Genomic DNA, 16,815 nt, shown 5'->3' with positions numbered 1-16,815 from the left:
CCGGGGGCGAAATTTCCTCGGAAATTTCGTTTAGCATCGGGTCATGGCATCTTTGGTCGGTGAAGAACCGCTTTCCTTGACGCAGGAGCTCGATCTCATCGCGTTCGGCCAGCGGCTGAGACACCTGCGGAAGCAGCGTGGCCTAACCCTTTCCGACCTGGGCGAACGCGTGAGCCGCGCGCCCAGCCAGCTCTCCCTGCTGGAGAACGGCAAGCGCGAGCCGAAGCTGTCGCTGCTGAAGTCGCTGGCCGCCGCGCTCAACGTGCCGGTCGAGGAGCTGCTCCGCAGGCAGGCACCCAACCGGCGGGCCCAGCTGGAGATGGCGCTGGAGGAGGCGCAGCGCGACCCCCTGTACGCGGGGCTCGGCCTCGCCAGGCTGAAGATCTCCGCCCGTGTCCCCAACGACGTGCTCGAACACATTCTCGGCCTCTACGAGGAGTTGCGTTCGCGTCAGGCCAGGGGGACCGCCACCCCCGAGGAGGCCCGCGCGGCCAACGCCGAACTCCGCCGCAAGCAGCGCGAGCAGGGCAACTACTTCGCGGAGATCGAGCAGGCCGCCGCCGAGGCGCTCGCCGCGGTCGGTTACCGCTCGGGCGCGCTGTCGCAGAGCACCGTCCAGGCGTTGGTCAGCCACTTCGGCTACACCGTCCAGACGGTCCAGGACCTGCCGCGCACCGTGCGTTCCATCTCCGACCTGCGCAACCGGCGCATCTACGTCAAGCACGAGCAGGTCGGCATGCACACCCCGCGTACGATCCTGCTGCAGACCCTCGGCCATCTCTCCCTCGGCCACCACAGGCCCCGTGACTTCGCCGACTTCCTGCGCCAGCGGACCGAGGCCAACTACTTCGCCGCCGCCGTCCTGGTGCCCGAGGCCGCCGCCGTGCCGTACCTGCGGGAGGCGAAGAAGGACCGCGCGCTGAGCGTGGAGGACCTGCGCGACGTGTTCGCCGTCTCCTACGAGATGGCCGCGCACCGCTTCACCAACCTGGCCACCAATTTCCTCGACCTGGCCTGCCACTTCGTCCGCAACAACGCCGACGGGATCATCTACAAGGCGTACGAGAACGACGGCATCGTCTTCCCCGCCGACGAGCAGGGCGCGATCGAAGGCCAGCGCATGTGCCTGCAGTGGTCGGGGCGCCAGGTCTTCCTGTCACCCGACCGCTTCTCCGTCCACTACCAGTACTCCGACTCGCCCACCGGCACCTACTTCTGTCTCGCGCACGTCGACATCTCGCGCGAGCGTGACTTCGCCATCACCCTCGGCGTTCCCTATCGGGAGTCGCGCTGGTTCCGCGGCAGGGAGACCACCACCCGCACCAGATCCGGCTGCCCCACCGGCGAGTGCTGCCGCCGCCCGCCCGCCGAGCTGACCCAGCGCTGGGAGGGGTACGCCTGGCCCTCGGCCCGCGGCAACTCCCACATCCTGGCCGCGCTGCCACCCGGGTCCTTCCCCGGGGTGGACGAGGCCGACGTCTACACGTTCCTGGAGCGCCACGCCGCGGGCTGAGACGCGCGGGGGCGCCCTCCGAGGACCTCCGCGATGAAGATCCACGTCCCAGGGACCATGTCGCGGGCCGGCGGCGAAAAGGAGCGTGTCACCCCGTGGGCTGGGCCGTCCGGCGCAGTGTCAGGGACGGGTGGCCGTGGAACCGGTAGGCGCCCGCGCTGTCGGGGGCCTGCCCGCGCATGGACCGCAGCACCTCGGCCGGGGGCTCACCGGCGAAGCAGCGCCGATAGAACTCCGGCGCCAGACCGCCGCCCGCGGGCCAGAGCGGGGCGACGACCCCGCTCGCGCCCGCGAGCAGGAACGCCTGGGCGTCCCCCGGCTCCTCCAGGAAGACGAACGGGGCACCCGCCAGCTCGTAGTCCAGCGCCTCGGAGGCGGATCCGCCGTCCGTGAAGTGGACGATGTCGGGTCCCTGCCTGAGCGCGCCCAGGACGTCGCCGAGCGCGGGGGAGACCTGCGTGGCGCCGTACTCCGTCACCAGCGGATGCGCCTGCGCCTCGCCGTACACCACCGCGATGTGGTCGGCCCGCGCGTGCACGGGAGGGGGCAGCTCGGGACGCCGTCCGCCGAGGGGCCAGCGGCCGGTCGCCATCTGGCAGCCCAGGTAGGGGGGCAGGGAGGGATCGTACGGCTGCTCGAGCACGGCCAGCTCCCAGGGCACGTGCGGCTCCTGGGAGAGGATGAGCACGTTCGGGCGGCGCGGTGCGACCCGGCCGGCCACCGCGTACAGCAGCTCCCAGAAACCCCAGGGCACGCGCGAGCCGACCTCCCGCCCCAGTTCCTCGGAGAGACGGCCACGATCGGTCAGGTGCCGGCCGAACTCCGAGGCCCGGGTGCCGAGGTCGCAGGGCTCGGCCTGGTCCGGGGTGACGAAGTGCGGTGACTGGTAGGTCCACCACAGCAGTCCCGGCCTGTCTCCGTGGACGATGATCGCCGTGACGTCGGCGGGCTCCCCCATGAGGGCGGGACGGATACGGGTGCCCGAGACCGGCTCCAGCGCCTCGTGTCCGCCGAGGCCGCCGGGCGAACCGTGGACCGTGACCGCCCGCAGGCCGAACCCGACCACCTGACCGCGTACGGAGTAGGTCACCTGGATCTGCCGGGCGGCCTCCGGCTCCTCCTGGGCGAGGGCGACGAGGTTGACCACGGCCCGCGGGTACGGTGACGTCTCGTCGGCACGCAGCCGCACCCGCCGGCCACCGGGCGCGTCGAAGCCCTCGGCGACGATCTGGATGTCCAGGTCGATCGGCTCGCGCGGTGTCGCGGTGCCGTCCTGCCCCTGGCCCGGGGCGACGCCGACCGTCACCTCCGAGCCCCAGCCCGCGGCCGCCTCCGCGGGAGCCTCGATGAGCGGGATCGCCTCCCAGCCGGGCCCCGGGGCCGGAGCCTGAGTCTCCTTGCGCCGCCTGCGGAAGGCCCCGGTCAGCCGGTCGAGAACCGAGGGACCCCGGCTCTCCGCGGGACGCGGCGGCGCGGCCGGAGGCTCGGTCGCCGACGGTGCCGCGACCGGGGGCTGCGGCGCGGGGACCTGCGGTGACGACGCCTGAGGTGTCGGGGGCGGTGGCTCCGGGGGCGTCCGCGGCGCTTCGGGGAACGGTGGCGGATCCTCTCCGGACGTCTGCCCGGAACCCGGAGCGGGACGCCCCTGCCCGCCCATGTCGGGGAGCAGCCAGGCGGGAGTGTAGGAACCGGTCGCCGGAGCGTCGATCGGCTCCCAGCCGGAGGGGTCCGTGCCGTTCGGGGACGCCGCGCCCCAGGAGGACGGGGTGGGGCCCACGCCGCCCGGCGGAAAGCCGAGGCCGCTCCCGTGCGAGCCCGGCTCGGCGCCCGGCCGCCGGGAGAGCAGGGGAATCACCTGCTCGGGGGTGACGCCCCGCTCCAGGCTCAGCAGCGCGGTGAGCCGGTCCCAGGCGGGGCCGTACTCGGAGACGAGCCTGATGACCGCGTCTGCCAGCTGGTCCGAGGGCTGGCTGCCCACCTCGGCGAGCAGCGGATCCAGCCGGTCACGAAGCTCGCCGGAGGCGCCCCCCATCAGGCTGTCGAGCTCGTCGCGGACGCCGCGCGCCGCCCGCATCACGGCTACCGGGTTCATCCCGTCCCCCCTCATTCCGGACTGGACTGATCTTCCCACCTGCTTGGCGGAGACGGGAGCCGGTAGGTGTCGGGAATCAGCGCCACATAGGGTGATACCCCTAACCGCCGAGGTGATGGAAAGGGTGGGTCGTGCTGCCTGAGGTCGAGGCATGGCTACGCGGGCGCACCTCATCCTCGGGTGACTGGGCGCTGCCGGAGCTGCTGGAAGCCAAGGGTGAGACGACGATCAGTGTCGTGCTGCCCGCGCGCGACGAGGAGGAGACGGTCGGGGAGATCGTCGCGGCGATCCGCCGCGATCTCATGGAGGCCGTTCCGCTCGTCGACGAACTCGTGGTCATCGACTCCCGCTCCGTCGACGAGACCGCCGTACGCGCGGCGCGGGCCGGGGCGAGGGTGGTCGCCCAGGACGAGGTTCTGCCCGATCTCAAACCGCTGGACGGCAAGGGCGAGGCGCTCTGGAAGTCCCTCGCCGCGACCTCCGGCGACCTGCTGGTCTTCGTCGACGCCGATCTGCGCGAGTTCCGCACGTCCTTCGTGACCGGGTTGCTCGGCCCGCTGCTCGCCGACCCGGCGGTGGTCTACGTCAAGGGCTGCTACGACCGGCCCCTGTGGAACGCGAGGAGCGGTGGCGGGCGGGTCACCGAACTGGTCGCGCGCCCCCTGCTCAACCTGCACTGGCCACGGCTGGCCGGGTTCGTGCAACCCCTCGCGGGGGAGTACGCCGGGCGCAGGTCCGTGCTGGAGCGCGTCCCGTTCGTCACCGGCTACGGCGTGGAGCTCGCCCTGCTGATCGACCTGCTCGATCTCGCGGGTCTCGACGCGTTGGCCCAGGTCGATCTGGGACGCCGGGTGCACTCCCACCAGTCGACGGAGGCGCTCGGTGGGATGGCCGCCCAGATCCTGCAGACCTCCTGGTCACGCCTGGAGCGCCAGAACATGATGGTCTCCCTGCATCGGCCGTCTCCCCGCCTGGCCCAGTTCCGCCGGGGCGCGGACGGCCACCAGGTGAGCGTCAGGGACGTCGCCGTCGCCGAACGCCCCCCGATGGGGACGATCCCGGCCTACCGCTCGCTCCGCTGACCAGGCCGTACCACCGTGACAGCGAGGTCGGCGAGGGTGGCGAGGATACCGACCGCCCGGTGGAAGCTCTCACGGCGAGGGCCGGTTCGTCCCAAGGCCCCGCGAAGACCGTCCCGGGAGCCGGCCCTTCGGCCGGCTCCCGGGTGTGGCGGTCAGGAGGCGAGCAGTGAGGCGTAGCGGTCGAGGTCGACGTTGCCCCCGCTGACGATCACACCGACCCGTTTCCCGCCCAGCCGGTCGGCGAGGTCGCGGACGGCGGCCAGGCCGAGGCATCCGGTGGGCTCGACGACGATTTTCATGGCCGATCCGAAGAGCTTCATCGCGTCGACGAGATCGGCGTCGGTGGCGGTGACGATGTCGTCGACCTCGCGGCGGATGATCTCGAACGTATGGGTGCCGAGCCGCTGGGTCTGCGCGCCGTCGGCGATGGTCTTCGGCGTGTCGATCTGGACGATGGAGCCCTGCCGCAGCGACCGCCGCCCGTCGTCGCCCGCCTCCGGCTCGACGCCGTACAGCGCGCAGCCGGGTGACAGCGCGCGAGCCGACAGCGCCGTGCCGGAGAGCAGCCCGCCTCCGCCCAGGGGGACGAAGAGCGCGTCGAGATCGCCGACCTCGTCGAACAACTCCTTGGCGGCGGTACCCTGACCGGCGATCACGTGAGGGTGGTCGTACGGCGGGATCAGCGTGAGGTCGCGGTCGGCGGCGAGCGCGCTGCCGATCTCCTCCCGGTGCTCGGTGTAGCGGTCGTAGCGGATGATCTTCCCGCCGTACCCCTCGGTGGCGGCCACCTTCGAGGCCGGCGCGTCGTGCGGCATGATGATCGTGGCCGGGATGTCGAGCAGCCGGGCGGCCAGGGCGATCGCCTGGGCGTGGTTGCCCGAGGAGTAGGTGATCACGCCGGAGCGTCGCTGCTCGGAGGTGAACCGTGACAGCGCGTTGAACGCGCCGCGGAACTTGAAGGCGCCCATCCGCTGGAAGTTCTCGCACTTGAACACCACGTCGGCGCCGACGCTCTCGTTGATCCGGCGTGAGCGCAGCACGGGGGTGCGGTGGACCTGCGGAGCGATGCGGGCGGCGGCGCTCAGGACGTCGTCGTAGGTCGGGGACATCGGGGACGTCGATGACTGGGACATCGGCTGGCTCTCCTCGGTCGGCGCGGCTACTCGAAGCCTGGCATTCCCGTCGTACGGACGGTGTACCGGGGGCGGAGTCACGGCGACGATCCCCGGCACGCGACCCGTACGCGGTGTCGTGAGGCGGTGTGCGCGGTGCTTGGTGGGATGGCGCCGCGGCACGGAATCGATGAGGACACGGCGCGCCGTCCGGTCTAGCATCGGGTCGTCCGGTGTGACAGGCAGGCCGGATTCACCGGCCGGACAGTGCCGGAAGGTGAGCGCGAAGTGGTGCGACTCTCGGTGTAGGTGGTGTTGTGGTGGCAGTTGGTACGATCCTTCGTTTCGACGAGGTACGCGGGTACGGGTTCATCGCCGCGGTCAGCGGGGGCGAGGATGTGTTCTTCCACGCCAACGACTTCGGTGAGAGCAGGCATGTCCTCCAGCCCGGCCTGCGAGTGGAGTACGAGGTCATGGAGGGCGAGCGGGGCCTGAAGGTCTCGACCGTCAGCCTTCTGGACCCGCCGCCGAGCCGACGGCCGGTCGCGACCGTGCCTCTCTCGGACGCCGTCTCCTCGCAGCAGTTCGGCGACGACGAGGGGGTGTGCGACGTGTTGTCGGCGAAGTCCTTCAACGGCGCGGTGACCGAGCTGCTCATCGAGCACGCGCCCACGCTGACGGGCGCGCAGATCGGGCAGGTCAGGAATCGTCTCCTGACGTTCGCCCGGTCCCACGGCTGGGTCGACGACTGAGGCCGGACGATGCGTCTTTGCCGTTCCGGATCCGCGGCGGGTCGGGATCCGGAACGGCATGGCTCGCGCGAGCCGCGCGGGACGCGCGAGCCGCGGTGGGGGCGGCCGGGGAAGGCCCGTACCCGGTCACCTCGAGTGGAAGGAGGCGGTCTCGGTCGCCGGGCTTCGAGGAAGCCGTCGCGTGCCGCGGAACAGGTGCCGGACGGGCGTGGGACGTGGGTGGGAGCGGGGCGGGGTGCGGGGCGCCCGATCGGCGTGAACAGGTGCGGAACGGTGAGGCTCACAGTCCTTGACGTTCTTCGGTTGGATGCGTGCCAAAGTTCTGTTCATATGGGACAAAAGCGGTTATTCTCGACGAGCATTGACCGTGATCGGCCGGAATCGTCCGTGATTCCGCAGGCCAGCGGGCCTTTCGGTGGAGAGCAGGGGTGGCGATGGCGCGCTGGTTGGGCCAGCTGCTCGTGCTGGCCGTCGTCGCCGTCGTCGCGCTGACCACCCTCGCGACGCCCGCCTCCGCGCACGGTCAGCTCGCGATGTCGACACCGGCCAAGGACAGCACGGTGAAAGAGCCGCTGGAGTCGCTCGCGCTCTACTTCACCGAGAAGCCCGCTCCGAACGCGTACTTCACCGTCACCGCCCCCAGCGGTGTCCGCGTCGACGAGCCCTGGTCGCACGGGCAGCCCGAGCGCCTCGACGAGCCGGTCAGGGAATACAACCTCGTGGACGGTACCTGGCAGCCCAGCCTGTACCACACCGGGTTTCCCGCGACCGTCCCCGTCGCCCACTGGCCGGAGAAGGGCCTGTACGTCGCCCGCTACATGTCGGTCGCCTCGGACGGCGAGAAGGTGGAAGGCGAGGTCCGGTTCACCTACAAGGGCCCGACGTCGGGTCCGCCCAAGGGCTGGAAGGCCCCCGTGAACGAACCCGACCCCGCGCTGCTCGCCATGTTGGAACCCGGCGCCACCACGCCGTCGGCCGCGGCGGCCGGACCCGTCGTCCCCCAGGCCAGCTCGCAGGCCACGCCCCAGGCCGCGGCTTCGAACGCGCCCCAGGCCACCTCGGGTTTCGACCTGTCGGTGTGGCTGCTGCCCACCCTCCTCGTCGTCGGAGCGGGGTTCATGGTGGTCCGGGCGGCACGGCGGCCTTCGCCCTCCGGCGCGCAGGTCCGGCGACGCTCCACCGGGCCGCCCGGGAGGAAACCCGCGGGTCGGCCGACGGCCGCGTCGCGCAGGACGGGGAGCGCGAAGGCGGTCAAGTCCGCCAAACGACGCTGACCCGCCTCCCGCGCTCCGGCTCCGCCGACGACACCCGGTCCCGTACCGGCTCACCGCTCCCGTACCGATTCACCGTCCCCGCCTCCCCGCCGACTCGTCGGCCCGACCACCGACCCCCAGGAGAACAGTCATGACCTCCCCCCTTGCCCGCCGCCTGCTCGCCGTGCTCATGCTCGGCGTGACCCTGCTGACGGCCACGGCCTGTGGCTCGTCCGCCGCGGAGCCCGGCGCCTCGACGGTCAAGGAGATCACGGTGACCATCGCCGGACGGCAGGTGACGCCCCCGCCCGGACGGATCGACGTGACCAAGGGCCAGACGGTAAGGATCACGGTGACCGGCGACGCGCCCGACGAGGCGCACGTCCACGGCTACGACAAGGCCGCGACCCTGACGCCCGGCACGCCCGCGACGATCGAGTTCGTCGCGGACCAGGACGGCCTGTTCGAGGTCGAGACCCACGATTCGAAGCTGCAGCTCTTCCAGCTCGTGGTGCGCTAGGCCGACGTGATGTTCCTGGCTCACGGGATCGGCGGGCGCCAGGACCTGCCGATCCCCTTCGAGGCCGCGCTGATCGGCGCGATCCTCGCCCTGCTGGTGTCGTTCGTGGCGCTGGGCGCCCTGTGGACCGAGCCGCGGCTGGGCGTCGACGCCCGCCGTCCCCGCCCGCTCGCCTCCCTGGTCCAGAGTGTGGTCTCCGCGCGGGCGTGGCCGTGGTTCTGGCGAGTCGCCGGGCTCGTCGCCGCGGCGTACTTCTGCGTGGGCCTGCTCTTCGGCCCCGACCGGGTCGAGAATCCCACGGCGGGAGTGTTCTACGTCCTGTTCTGGGTCGGCCTGGTGCCGCTCTCGCTGCTGTTCGGACCGGTGTGGCCGGTCCTCAACCCGCTGCGGACACTGCACCTGCTGGCCTGCCGGGGACTCGGACGCGACCCCGAGACCGGGATGCGCCCGCTGCCGTCGGGGCTCGGCTACTGGCCCGCGGCGGGCGGTCTCCTCGCCTTCGTCTGGCTGGAGCTGGTCGCCCCGGAACGGGCCACCCTGCCGGTCATCGGGGCCTGGCTCGCCGTGTACGTCGTGTTCGTGCTCGGGGGAGCGGTGCTCTTCGGGTCGCGCTGGTTCGACCACGCGGACGCGTTCGAGGTCTACAGCACCCTCGTCGGCCACCTCGCCCCGGTGACCAGACGCCCCGACGGCGTCGTGACCTGGCGTAACTCGCTCGACGGCATGGCCGGGCTCCGGCCGGTGCCCGGGCTGACGGTGCTGGTGGTCGTGCTTCTCGGCTCCACCATGTACGACAGTCTCTCCAACGCCCCGGTCTGGGTGCGCTTCGTGCAGGAGAGCTCGCTGCCGGCACCGGTCATGGGAACGGCGGGGCTGCTCGTCGTCATCGGCCTGGTGCTCGCGGCGTATCGCGGGGCGACCGCGCTCGCCGGTCGCTGGGGGGCGGCGGGGCCGGGGACGACGGCGGGCGAACTCGCCCACGCGGTCGTCCCGATCGCCGTCGGGTACGTGGTCGCCCACTACTACACGCTGCTCCTCCTCGAAGGGCAGCGGACCCTCGCCCTGCTCTCCGATCCGCTGGGCACCGGCGCCAACTGGCTGGGCACCGCGGGGTGGACCGTCCAGGCGGCCGGTACCTCCCCCGCCGGGATCGCCATGCTCCAGGTGACGGTCATCATCGTCGGTCACGTGCTGGGCACCGTGCTCGCCCACGACCGCGCGCTCGCCCTGTTCCCACGCAGGACCGCCGTCCTGGGACAGATTCCCCTCCTCGTGCTGATGGTGGTCTACACGGTGGTGGGCCTCTTCCTCCTCTTCGCGGGCTGACCCGCCCGGCACCGGCCCACAGAGCTTGAGACGGTGCCGGGGACGGCGGTCACCGGGGTCAGGCGTGAGGAGTGGAGGATCTCGCGGATCGGCTGGAGGGTGCGGGGCCCCGCACCGACGTGGTGGGCGTCACCGCTTTGGGGATGGGGCCGAGGGTCCTCCTCGGAATGCACCACGACCACCAGGTCGCTGTCCACTCCGATGGACTTGACGACATTCAGGGTCGCCGGGGCGTTCCTGGACAGGACGACGACCTTGTTGATCCGCACGTCGACGTAGCGGATGGTCCCGTCGTTCGGATGGGCGGACAGCACATCGTCGAGTCTTCCCTTGACCGCGCTCAGCGTCGCCAACGACGCGCGGACGACCTTTGGTGTGGCGCCCGCGGAGGCGATCGCCGGGATGTCGGCGGGACTGGTGGTGGCGATCATGAGGGTTTCCGCGAGGGTTCCCGTGAACCAGGAGCCGCCGAAACGGTCGCCGAGCTTCTCGCGCAGCCGCGCCTCGACCGGTGTCAGCCGGGCCTCGTTGAGCAGCCGGGTCGCGACCTGCTTCCTGGTGAGACCGAGGTCGCGCTGGAGCGCCTCGATGAGGCCCGGCGGCAGGTTCGACAGGATGGAGGGGTCCGGCGGCGGAGGCGCGGTGACGCTGGGATCGGCGGTCGGTGCGGGCGCGGGGCACGTCGTCGGGGAGGTGTTGACGGTGGGACGGGGTGTCGGCGCGCACGCGGCGCTTGAGAGGCGGGTCTTGTGCGAGGGCGCGGTGCCCGCCGTCCGGGGTGTGGTGACGGTGGTAGGGGGCGTCAGGGCGAGCGTGGCGACGGCTGGAAGAGACGCCAGGGCGAGTGTGGTGATCGCCAGGATGCCCCCCGTGGTGGCGATGCGGCGACGGGGCATGTTGCTCTCTCCTCTGCCTCTTTCGAAGCGTGAGGGGGAGCGGCGCCACATCGTCGGTCGCACGACGTGGACCGACGTGGACCGACGTGGACCGACGTGGACCGACGTGGACACCGCCACCTTAGTCCGGCCGCCGCCGGATCCGGCCGCGAAAGCCTGGCGCCACGCTGGGCGGACAAGACCTGGGCGTGGGTCAGCCGATGCGCAGCGGGAGCGCGCGTGGCCCGCGGACCTGGCCCGTGGACCAGGTCACCGCCGCCGGGTCGTCGAGGCCGAAGCGCGGGTTCCGCTCCAGCCAGACCTCGAGGGCGACCTGCAGTTCCATCCGGGCCAGGTGCGAGCCCGCACAGCGGTGGATGCCCAGGCCGAACGCGGCGTGCCGGTTGACCTCGCGGTCGATGACGACCTCGCCCGCCCGGTCGAACTGGGCCTCGTCGCGGTTGGCCGCCGGGAACGACAGCAGGATCCAGTCGTCGGCCTTCATGTCGACACCGTTCCAGTGCATGTCCTCCTTGACCAGCCGGGCCATCGTGACCGGTGCGTAGGCCCGGAGGAACTCCTCCATCGCGGTCGGCAGCAGAGCCGGCTCGGCGACCAGGCGCTCACGGTCGTCCGGAGTCTTGGCCAGGTGCCACAGCGACGCGCCGATCGCGCTCCACGTCGTGTCGATGCCCGCGATGAGCAGCAGCGCCATCGTGCCCGCCACATGGGCCGGCTCCAGCTTCCTGCCGTACAGCTCCGCGTTGACGAGGTAGGTCGTGAGGTCGTCACGCGGGTTGGCGACGTGGTCGCGGATCTGCTCCAGCAGGTAGTCGAAGAGCTTGTCCATCCTGGCGATACGCTCTTCCGGTGGCCGGTTGACGCCCTCCAGCGCGTTCTCGACGAATTCACGGAACCGCGGACCGTCCTCGGGCGGGAAGCCCAGCATGTCGCTGATGACGCGCACCGGGATGTGCTGGGCGTAGTCACGGGCGGCGTCGACGACGTCCTGCCCCTCAAGCGCGTCGATGAGCGAGTGGCAGAACGCTCGCGTCGCCGGCTCCTGCCTGGCGACCACCGTCTTGGTGAACATCGGCAGCAGCAGCTTGCGCGCGTCGTGATGGAAGGGCGGGTCGGAGGAGATCGGCGGTGTGCCGCCCACCGGGGCCGCCTCGCGTGGTGGCCGGAAGTTGCCCACGATGATCGACCGGGAGGAGAAGCGCTCGGTGTCGTAGGCGATGGCCGCGACGTCCTCGTAGCGGGTCGGCAGCCAGGCACCGCCGAACCGATCGGTGTGCGCGATCGGGCAGCGCCGCCGCAGGTCGTCCTGGATCGGGTACGGGTCGGCCGCCCATTCCGGCTCGGTGTGGGAGAAGTCGGTCGCCCAGTCCGAGACAGGCCCGGTGATGATCTCGTTGCGCACGCCGTCAGGGCGGTCCTGCTGCCTCCCGTCGAGCGCTTGCTGGCTGAAACGGTCATCGACGGTCATGTCGCGCCTCCTGAAGGATCTCGATCGTTCTTTCCGGGCAGTTCGCCACGGCGAGGCGCGCCGCCCGCTCCTCACCCGGCGGTACGACGCCGTCACCGACGACCTGCCCGTAGCCCTCATCGTCCTCGTCGAACAGGGCGGGGGCGAGGGCGTAGCAGCGACCGTGTCCCTGGCATCCCTCGGGGTTGATCCTTACTCTCACTGTCGAACTCCTCTCCGTGCCGTGGTGTCGGCAGGGGGCGAGGGGTGTGGCGTGTCGCCGTCAGGGGCGAAGGCGGCGACGAGACGGGTGAGCAACGCGGCCCACTCCTCCTCGTCGACCGTGTGCAGGTCGGGTGTGACGAGCGCGCTGCCCATCGCGAGCAGCAGACAGAGATGCGACAACGCGTTCGGCGACAGCGCGCCGTCCAGTTCGCCGTCGTTCTGTGCGGCGCGGACGAGTCCGGCGAGCCAGTCGGTGCGCTCGCCGACGTAGTCGCGCATCGGCCGGGCGACGTCCTCGTCGCGGCGTGCCGCCACGAGTGCCTCGACGATGAGATGGTTGTGGGCGTCGGGCCTCCTGTGCGGGAGCCCTTGGCCGACGACGGCGAGCAGTTTCGTGATCGACTGGTCCGGGTCCGCGGCGAACAACGTGGCCAGCAGTCGCGGCCCGTGCTCGCGCAGCGCGGCCACCAGCAACTCGGCCTTCGAGCCGAAGTGCGCGTACAGGGCACCGTTGCTCACCCCGGCGGCAGAGGCGATGTCGGCCACGCGCGTGCCGTCGTAGCCACGTCCGGCGAAGGACTCGGCCGCCGCGCGCAGCAACCGCTCACGGGTCTCGGCGGCGGTGACACCTGCGATACGCCCCATGCGTCAATTAAAAGAACGTTCATTTGATGTTGTCAACAGTGGGACGGCGGTGGGATGGGGGTCTGGCGCCGTCGAACTTGAGAGTTCGGCGCGCATCTTGAGAGTCGACTCGAGAGTGAGGAGCCGAAGATGAGAGTTGGATTCCTCTCTCGGCGCCTGGCGTTGGTGTTGAGCCGCAGCCCGACGAGTCGTTCTTCTTTTGGGTTGATCGGATGGCGATGCGGACCGGATGCCCGTCGTGGACACTCGTCGAGTCGCTGGGGCTCGATGTGCGGGGGCTGTCTGGCGATGTCCGCTCACTGGCGTACGGCGTCGTCGATGGCCGACAGGTAGGTGTCGGTGGTGTTGGGGGCGCGGTGGCCGTTCTTCCGGTGGCGGCGGAAGTCGCGCACCGCGCCGGTGGCCGTGATGGGGTCGGTGAGCGGGGCGCCGTCGAGGGCGCCGACGTCGGCTTGGTCGGCGAGCCAGGGCAGGTAGCCGCGCAGCCGGGAGTGGTACTTGGTCTTGCTGGAGTCGGCCAGCGGTGAGCGCTCGAGCGCGGCGGCGTACGGGCCGGGGAGCGCCACGGCTGGCGGCCGGTTTGTATTTCCGGAAGCTGATCCGAGGGCCTGCGCGTTCTCTGCGGTTGTGTTTCCGGAAGTCGCTTCTGGAGTCTACTTCCGGAATTGGACAATTCCGGAAGTAGACGTGGCTGGGCTGGTCACGGCAGCTATCGGCGCCATCAGCGTGAAATCGTCGCGCTCAATGCCGCGTTGCTCGGCTGTCAGCGGTCGGGCGTTTCGGGGTCGCCGGTCTCGTAGACGTCGGGGATGCCGTCGCGGTCGAGGTCGGCGGTCTCCTTCTCGTGGATGCGCCGGTAGGTGCGGTCGCGCAGGCGCAGGATCACCGTCGCCAGCAGTGCGGCGGTCAGGGAGCCGGTCAGGACGGCCACCTTGACGTGCGCGTCCTGGCCGGCGCCGAAGGCCAGTTCGCCGATGAGGAGGGAGACGGTGAAGCCGATCCCGGCCAGGATCGACAACCCGAGCATGTCGATCCAGGCCAGGTCCTCGTCTAGGTCGGCGTGGGTGAAGCGGGACATCAGCCAGGTCGCGCCCATGATTCCGATCGGTTTACCGGCCACCAGGCCCACGGCGACGCCCAGCACGACGGGGTCACCGAACACGCCGGCCAGGCCGTCCAGGCCGCCGATGGACACCCCTGCCGACAGGAATGCGAACACCGGCACGGCCACCCCGGCCGACAGCGGGCGGAAGCGGTGCTCGAAGTGCTCGGCCAGGCCGGGGCCGGCCTGCGGGCCGCCGGCCTGTTCGCTGCGCAGCACCGGGACGGCGAAGGCGAGCAGAACTCCGGCGACGGTGGCGGGCACACCGGAGGCGTGCACGAGTGCCCAGGTGGTCATGGCCAGCGGCAGCAGCAGCCACCAGGAGCGCACCCGGCGCTGCACCAGCACGGTGAACAGGGCGAGCGGCACCAGCGCCGCGGCCAGCGTCAGCGGCCCCAGGTGCTCGGTGTAGAACAGCGCGATGATGACGATGGCCACCAGGTCGTCGACCACGGCCAAGGTGAGCAGGAAGGTGCGTAGCGCGGTCGGCAGGAACCGGCCCAGCCGGCCAGGGAGAGGTTCAGATGCAGCGCCTCGGGCCCGACGCGCAGATCGCGCAACGCCTCGTAGGCGTCGGCCCACGGGGAGTTGACCCAGATCATCGCCGCCCCCGCGGCGGCCAGTAGCAGTGCCCCGCCGACGGTCTCCTTGCGCAGGATGTCGGCGATGCGGCGGGCCTCACCCCAGGAACCGCGCCCCAGGAGAGCAGGGGTACGCGGCGGGACGGGAGCGTTCATGCAGTGCTCCAGAATTCGGGAACGAGTCGGACATCGCCGACCAGACTTCCCGGCACACCGCGTTCACTCTACCCACCCGCCGGCGGACAGCCGCGTGAAGGGTCTGCCACGATCTGGGCGCTTTCGTCCGGTTCGTTGCGGTCCGGCTCCGGGCGGTGGACAGCCGGCGACGCCTCACCTGCCAGGGGCAACGGAAGGCGGGTGGATTAAGTTGGAAGACCGTCGCCGGATGGCGATCGTGGCCGCCGGCGCACCTGGTGATCGGCGCAAGCGGACCGGCTCCGCCGCTTTCAAGCCAGGAACCGCGTACACATTGTTCGGATATATCCGAACAATCCGATATATTCGTCTTATGATGGTGGATGCTTTCGTGGAAGACGCCGGGCTGTTCTATGAGCGGCTCGGCCTGAGCCGCACGGCTGGGCGGGTGATGGGCTGGCTGCTGGTCGCCGAGACCGGCGACGCCGACGCGCCGGAACTGGCCGAGGCGCTGGCCGTGGCCAAGAGCAGCATGAGTGTCGCGCTGCGGCAGCTTGAGCAGGCGGGGCTGGTGGAGCGCTTCCGGGTGCGAGGCGGGCGGCGCGACCGCTACCGGCTGGCCGAGGACGTCTTCGCCCGCGCGTTTCGCGCCAAGATGGCCGAGTTCGAGGGTTTTCGGGCGCTTGCGGAGCAGGGGCTGCAGGCGGTGGGCGACGATCCGGAGCGCCGGCGGCGGCTGGAGCTCATGCGCGACATGTACGCGTTCATGATGGACCGCTTCCCGCGCCTGCTGCAGGAGTGGGACGAGCTGAAGGACCGGCGATGAGACCGTTACTGATCACTGTGGGCAGCCGCGGCGACGTCCAGCCGTACCTGGCTCTGGCGTGTGGGCTGCTGGCCGCCGGGCACCGGCCGCTGCTGGCCGCGCCCCGCCGCTTCGCGCCCCTGGCCGCAGCGCGCGGCGTGGAGTTCGCGCCGCTCGACGACGAGATGCTCGGCCTGCAGGACTCGGTCAAGGGTCAGGGGGTGCGCGCGGCCATCACCGCCGCCCGTTCGGTCACGCCGATGCTGCGCCGCCTGCTGGATGATCAGGCCGCGCTCGCCACCCGCCGGGAGTTCGACGTGGTCGTCTACCATCCCAAGTCGCTCGGCGGGCCGTACGTCGCCGAGAAGCTCGGCGTGCCCGCCCTGGCCGGCCTGCTGCTGCCGCTGTACCTGCCGACCTCCGCCTTCGCCTCGCCGATCCTGCCGGTACGGGTGCCGCCCGTGCTCAACCGGGCGAGCTGGCGTATCACCTCGGCCATCGAGGCCCCCTACCGCGGCACCGTACGGGCTTGGCGCCGCGAGAAACTGGGCCTGGCGGGCGCCTTCCGGCCGATGTCCGACCTGGTGCGCGAAGGCGAAGTGCTGCACGCGTGGAGCCCGCACCTGCTGCCCGCTCCGGCCGACTGGCCCGCCGCGGCCCACCCAACCGGCTTTTGGACGATGCCCGCCGAGGCCGCCTGGGCGCCGCCCGAACCTCTGGCCCGGTTCCTGGCGGACGGGCAAGCACCGGTATACGTCGGCTTCGGCAGCTCGGTCGGTGGCGATCCCGAAGCGCTGGCCGCCACGGTGCTGGAGGCGATCGGGATGTCGGGCCGGCGGGCGGTGCTGGCCACCGGCTGGGGTGCGCTACGGCCGGGCCGGCACACGGACGACGTCCTGGTGATCGAGGAGGCGCCGCACGACTGGCTGCTGCCGCACATGGCGGTCGCCGTCCACCATGGGGGTGTCGGCACGGTGGCGGCGGCGCTGCGCGCGGGCGTCGCGCAGGTCGTCCGCCCGTTCCTGGGCGATCAGCCGTTCTGGGCCGCCCGCCTGCACCACCTCGGCGTCGCCGCGCCCCCGTTGCCGCGCCGGCTCCGGCCCGAGCGGCTTGCCGCCGCCATCACCGCCGCGGCCGACCTTGCCCCGGCCGCACATGCGCTCGCCGGACATCTGGCGACCGAAGACGGTGTCGCCGTCGCCGTCGCCCGCCTGGAGAAGCTGTCGGACGGCTGAGGGGCACCTCGGCATTCCCCGCAGTCCAGGCGGTAGGCGAAGGCCAAGACGATGACGACGGTGCCGGACAGCCGAGAGCAGACGCCCCGGCCCG

17 protein-coding genes are annotated in these 16,815 nt (G+C 71.3%); 8 read left to right on the top strand and 9 right to left on the bottom strand.

Annotated features, from left to right (window positions below; genetic code table 11):
- Positions 1–43 precede the first annotated feature (43 nt).
- Positions 44–1,513, top strand: a complete 1,470-nt coding sequence (locus tag ACIBH4_RS35730) for a helix-turn-helix domain-containing protein (RefSeq protein ID WP_399173619.1) — start codon at positions 44–46, stop codon at positions 1,511–1,513.
- 88 nt (positions 1,514–1,601) lie between these two features.
- Here ACIBH4_RS35730 and ACIBH4_RS35725 read toward each other — a convergent pair whose 3' ends face one another.
- A complete protein-coding gene (locus ACIBH4_RS35725) occupies positions 1,602–3,605 on the bottom strand; it encodes a hypothetical protein (protein WP_362768001.1) in 2,004 nt (667 codons plus the stop codon).
- A gap of 131 nt (positions 3,606–3,736) precedes the next feature.
- Between ACIBH4_RS35725 and ACIBH4_RS35720 the strand changes: the two genes are divergently transcribed.
- Entirely contained in the window at positions 3,737–4,687 is a 951-nt protein-coding gene (locus ACIBH4_RS35720) for a glucosyl-3-phosphoglycerate synthase (protein ID WP_362506069.1), read from the top strand.
- Between the two features lie 152 nt (positions 4,688–4,839).
- Here the strand turns inward: ACIBH4_RS35720 and ACIBH4_RS35715 are convergent, their stop codons facing one another.
- Positions 4,840–5,820, bottom strand: coding sequence for a threo-3-hydroxy-L-aspartate ammonia-lyase (locus ACIBH4_RS35715; RefSeq protein WP_362506072.1), 981 nt, complete (start codon positions 5,818–5,820; stop codon positions 4,840–4,842).
- A gap of 299 nt (positions 5,821–6,119) precedes the next feature.
- Here ACIBH4_RS35715 and ACIBH4_RS35710 point away from each other — a divergent pair, with 299 nt between their 5' ends.
- The 4 genes from ACIBH4_RS35710 (at position 6,120) to ACIBH4_RS35695 (ending at position 9,650) form a co-directional block, all read left to right on the top strand.
- Positions 6,120–6,551: a cold shock domain-containing protein gene (locus tag ACIBH4_RS35710; protein ID WP_362506075.1), complete on the top strand. Its 432-nt coding sequence runs from the start codon at positions 6,120–6,122 to the stop codon at positions 6,549–6,551.
- A gap of 434 nt (positions 6,552–6,985) precedes the next feature.
- Positions 6,986–7,825 carry a copper resistance protein CopC gene (locus ACIBH4_RS35705; RefSeq protein WP_362768004.1) on the top strand — a complete coding sequence of 280 codons (840 nt, stop codon included), beginning with the start codon at positions 6,986–6,988 and terminating at the stop codon, positions 7,823–7,825.
- 130 nt (positions 7,826–7,955) lie between these two features.
- The gene (locus ACIBH4_RS35700; protein ID WP_362506081.1) at positions 7,956–8,324 is read left to right on the top strand and encodes a hypothetical protein; all 369 of its coding nucleotides are present in this window, start codon (positions 7,956–7,958) and stop codon (positions 8,322–8,324) included.
- Positions 8,325–8,333: 9 nt separating this feature from the next.
- Positions 8,334–9,650, top strand: coding sequence for a hypothetical protein (locus tag ACIBH4_RS35695; RefSeq protein WP_362768007.1), 1,317 nt, complete (start codon positions 8,334–8,336; stop codon positions 9,648–9,650).
- On the opposite strand, the gene ACIBH4_RS35690 is transcribed toward ACIBH4_RS35695, so the two are convergent.
- The 7 genes from ACIBH4_RS35690 to ACIBH4_RS35660 all read right to left on the bottom strand — a co-directional run bounded on the left by ACIBH4_RS35690 (position 9,611) and on the right by ACIBH4_RS35660 (position 14,702).
- Complete coding sequence (locus tag ACIBH4_RS35690) at positions 9,611–10,546, bottom strand: S1 family peptidase (RefSeq protein ID WP_362768010.1); 936 nt, start codon at positions 10,544–10,546, stop codon at positions 9,611–9,613. The two genes, ACIBH4_RS35695 and ACIBH4_RS35690, sit on opposite strands and share 40 nt — an antisense overlap.
- Positions 10,547–10,739: 193 nt before the next feature.
- Positions 10,740–12,014 carry a cytochrome P450 gene (locus ACIBH4_RS35685; protein ID WP_362506090.1) on the bottom strand — a complete coding sequence of 425 codons (1,275 nt, stop codon included), beginning with the start codon at positions 12,012–12,014 and terminating at the stop codon, positions 10,740–10,742.
- Positions 12,001–12,216, bottom strand: coding sequence for a ferredoxin (locus ACIBH4_RS35680; protein WP_362506093.1), 216 nt, complete (start codon positions 12,214–12,216; stop codon positions 12,001–12,003). The genes ACIBH4_RS35685 and ACIBH4_RS35680 overlap by 14 nt, the downstream gene beginning before the upstream one ends.
- A complete protein-coding gene (locus tag ACIBH4_RS35675; RefSeq protein WP_362506096.1) occupies positions 12,213–12,863 on the bottom strand; it encodes a TetR/AcrR family transcriptional regulator in 651 nt (216 codons plus the stop codon). The genes ACIBH4_RS35680 and ACIBH4_RS35675 overlap by 4 nt, the downstream gene beginning before the upstream one ends.
- 296 nt (positions 12,864–13,159) lie before the next feature.
- Complete coding sequence (locus ACIBH4_RS35670; RefSeq protein WP_362768013.1) at positions 13,160–13,429, bottom strand: hypothetical protein; 270 nt, start codon at positions 13,427–13,429, stop codon at positions 13,160–13,162.
- A 197-nt stretch (positions 13,430–13,626) separates the two neighbouring features.
- The gene (locus tag ACIBH4_RS35665) at positions 13,627–14,418 is read right to left on the bottom strand and encodes a Na+/H+ antiporter NhaA (RefSeq protein WP_362768069.1); all 792 of its coding nucleotides are present in this window, start codon (positions 14,416–14,418) and stop codon (positions 13,627–13,629) included.
- A complete protein-coding gene (locus tag ACIBH4_RS35660) occupies positions 14,352–14,702 on the bottom strand; it encodes a Na+/H+ antiporter NhaA (protein ID WP_362506102.1) in 351 nt (116 codons plus the stop codon). Before ACIBH4_RS35660 ends, ACIBH4_RS35665 begins: the two co-directional genes overlap by 67 nt.
- 352 nt (positions 14,703–15,054) lie before the next feature.
- On the opposite strand from ACIBH4_RS35660, the gene ACIBH4_RS35655 reads away from it, so the two are divergent.
- Both ACIBH4_RS35655 and ACIBH4_RS35650 read left to right on the top strand, forming a co-directional pair.
- Positions 15,055–15,507 carry a MarR family transcriptional regulator gene (locus ACIBH4_RS35655; RefSeq protein ID WP_362506105.1) on the top strand — a complete coding sequence of 151 codons (453 nt, stop codon included), beginning with the start codon at positions 15,055–15,057 and terminating at the stop codon, positions 15,505–15,507.
- Positions 15,504–16,721: a glycosyltransferase gene (locus ACIBH4_RS35650; protein WP_362506108.1), complete on the top strand. Its 1,218-nt coding sequence runs from the start codon at positions 15,504–15,506 to the stop codon at positions 16,719–16,721. The genes ACIBH4_RS35655 and ACIBH4_RS35650 overlap by 4 nt, the downstream gene beginning before the upstream one ends.
- Positions 16,722–16,815: the final 94 nt, after the last annotated feature.

It is taken from the genome of Streptosporangium sp. NPDC050284 (assembly GCF_044459525.1).
Classification (GTDB): Bacteria; Actinomycetota; Actinomycetes; order Streptosporangiales; family Streptosporangiaceae; genus Streptosporangium.
Note: the sequence above shows the minus strand (reverse complement) of the source record. Positions and strands in the feature narration are given on the sequence as shown.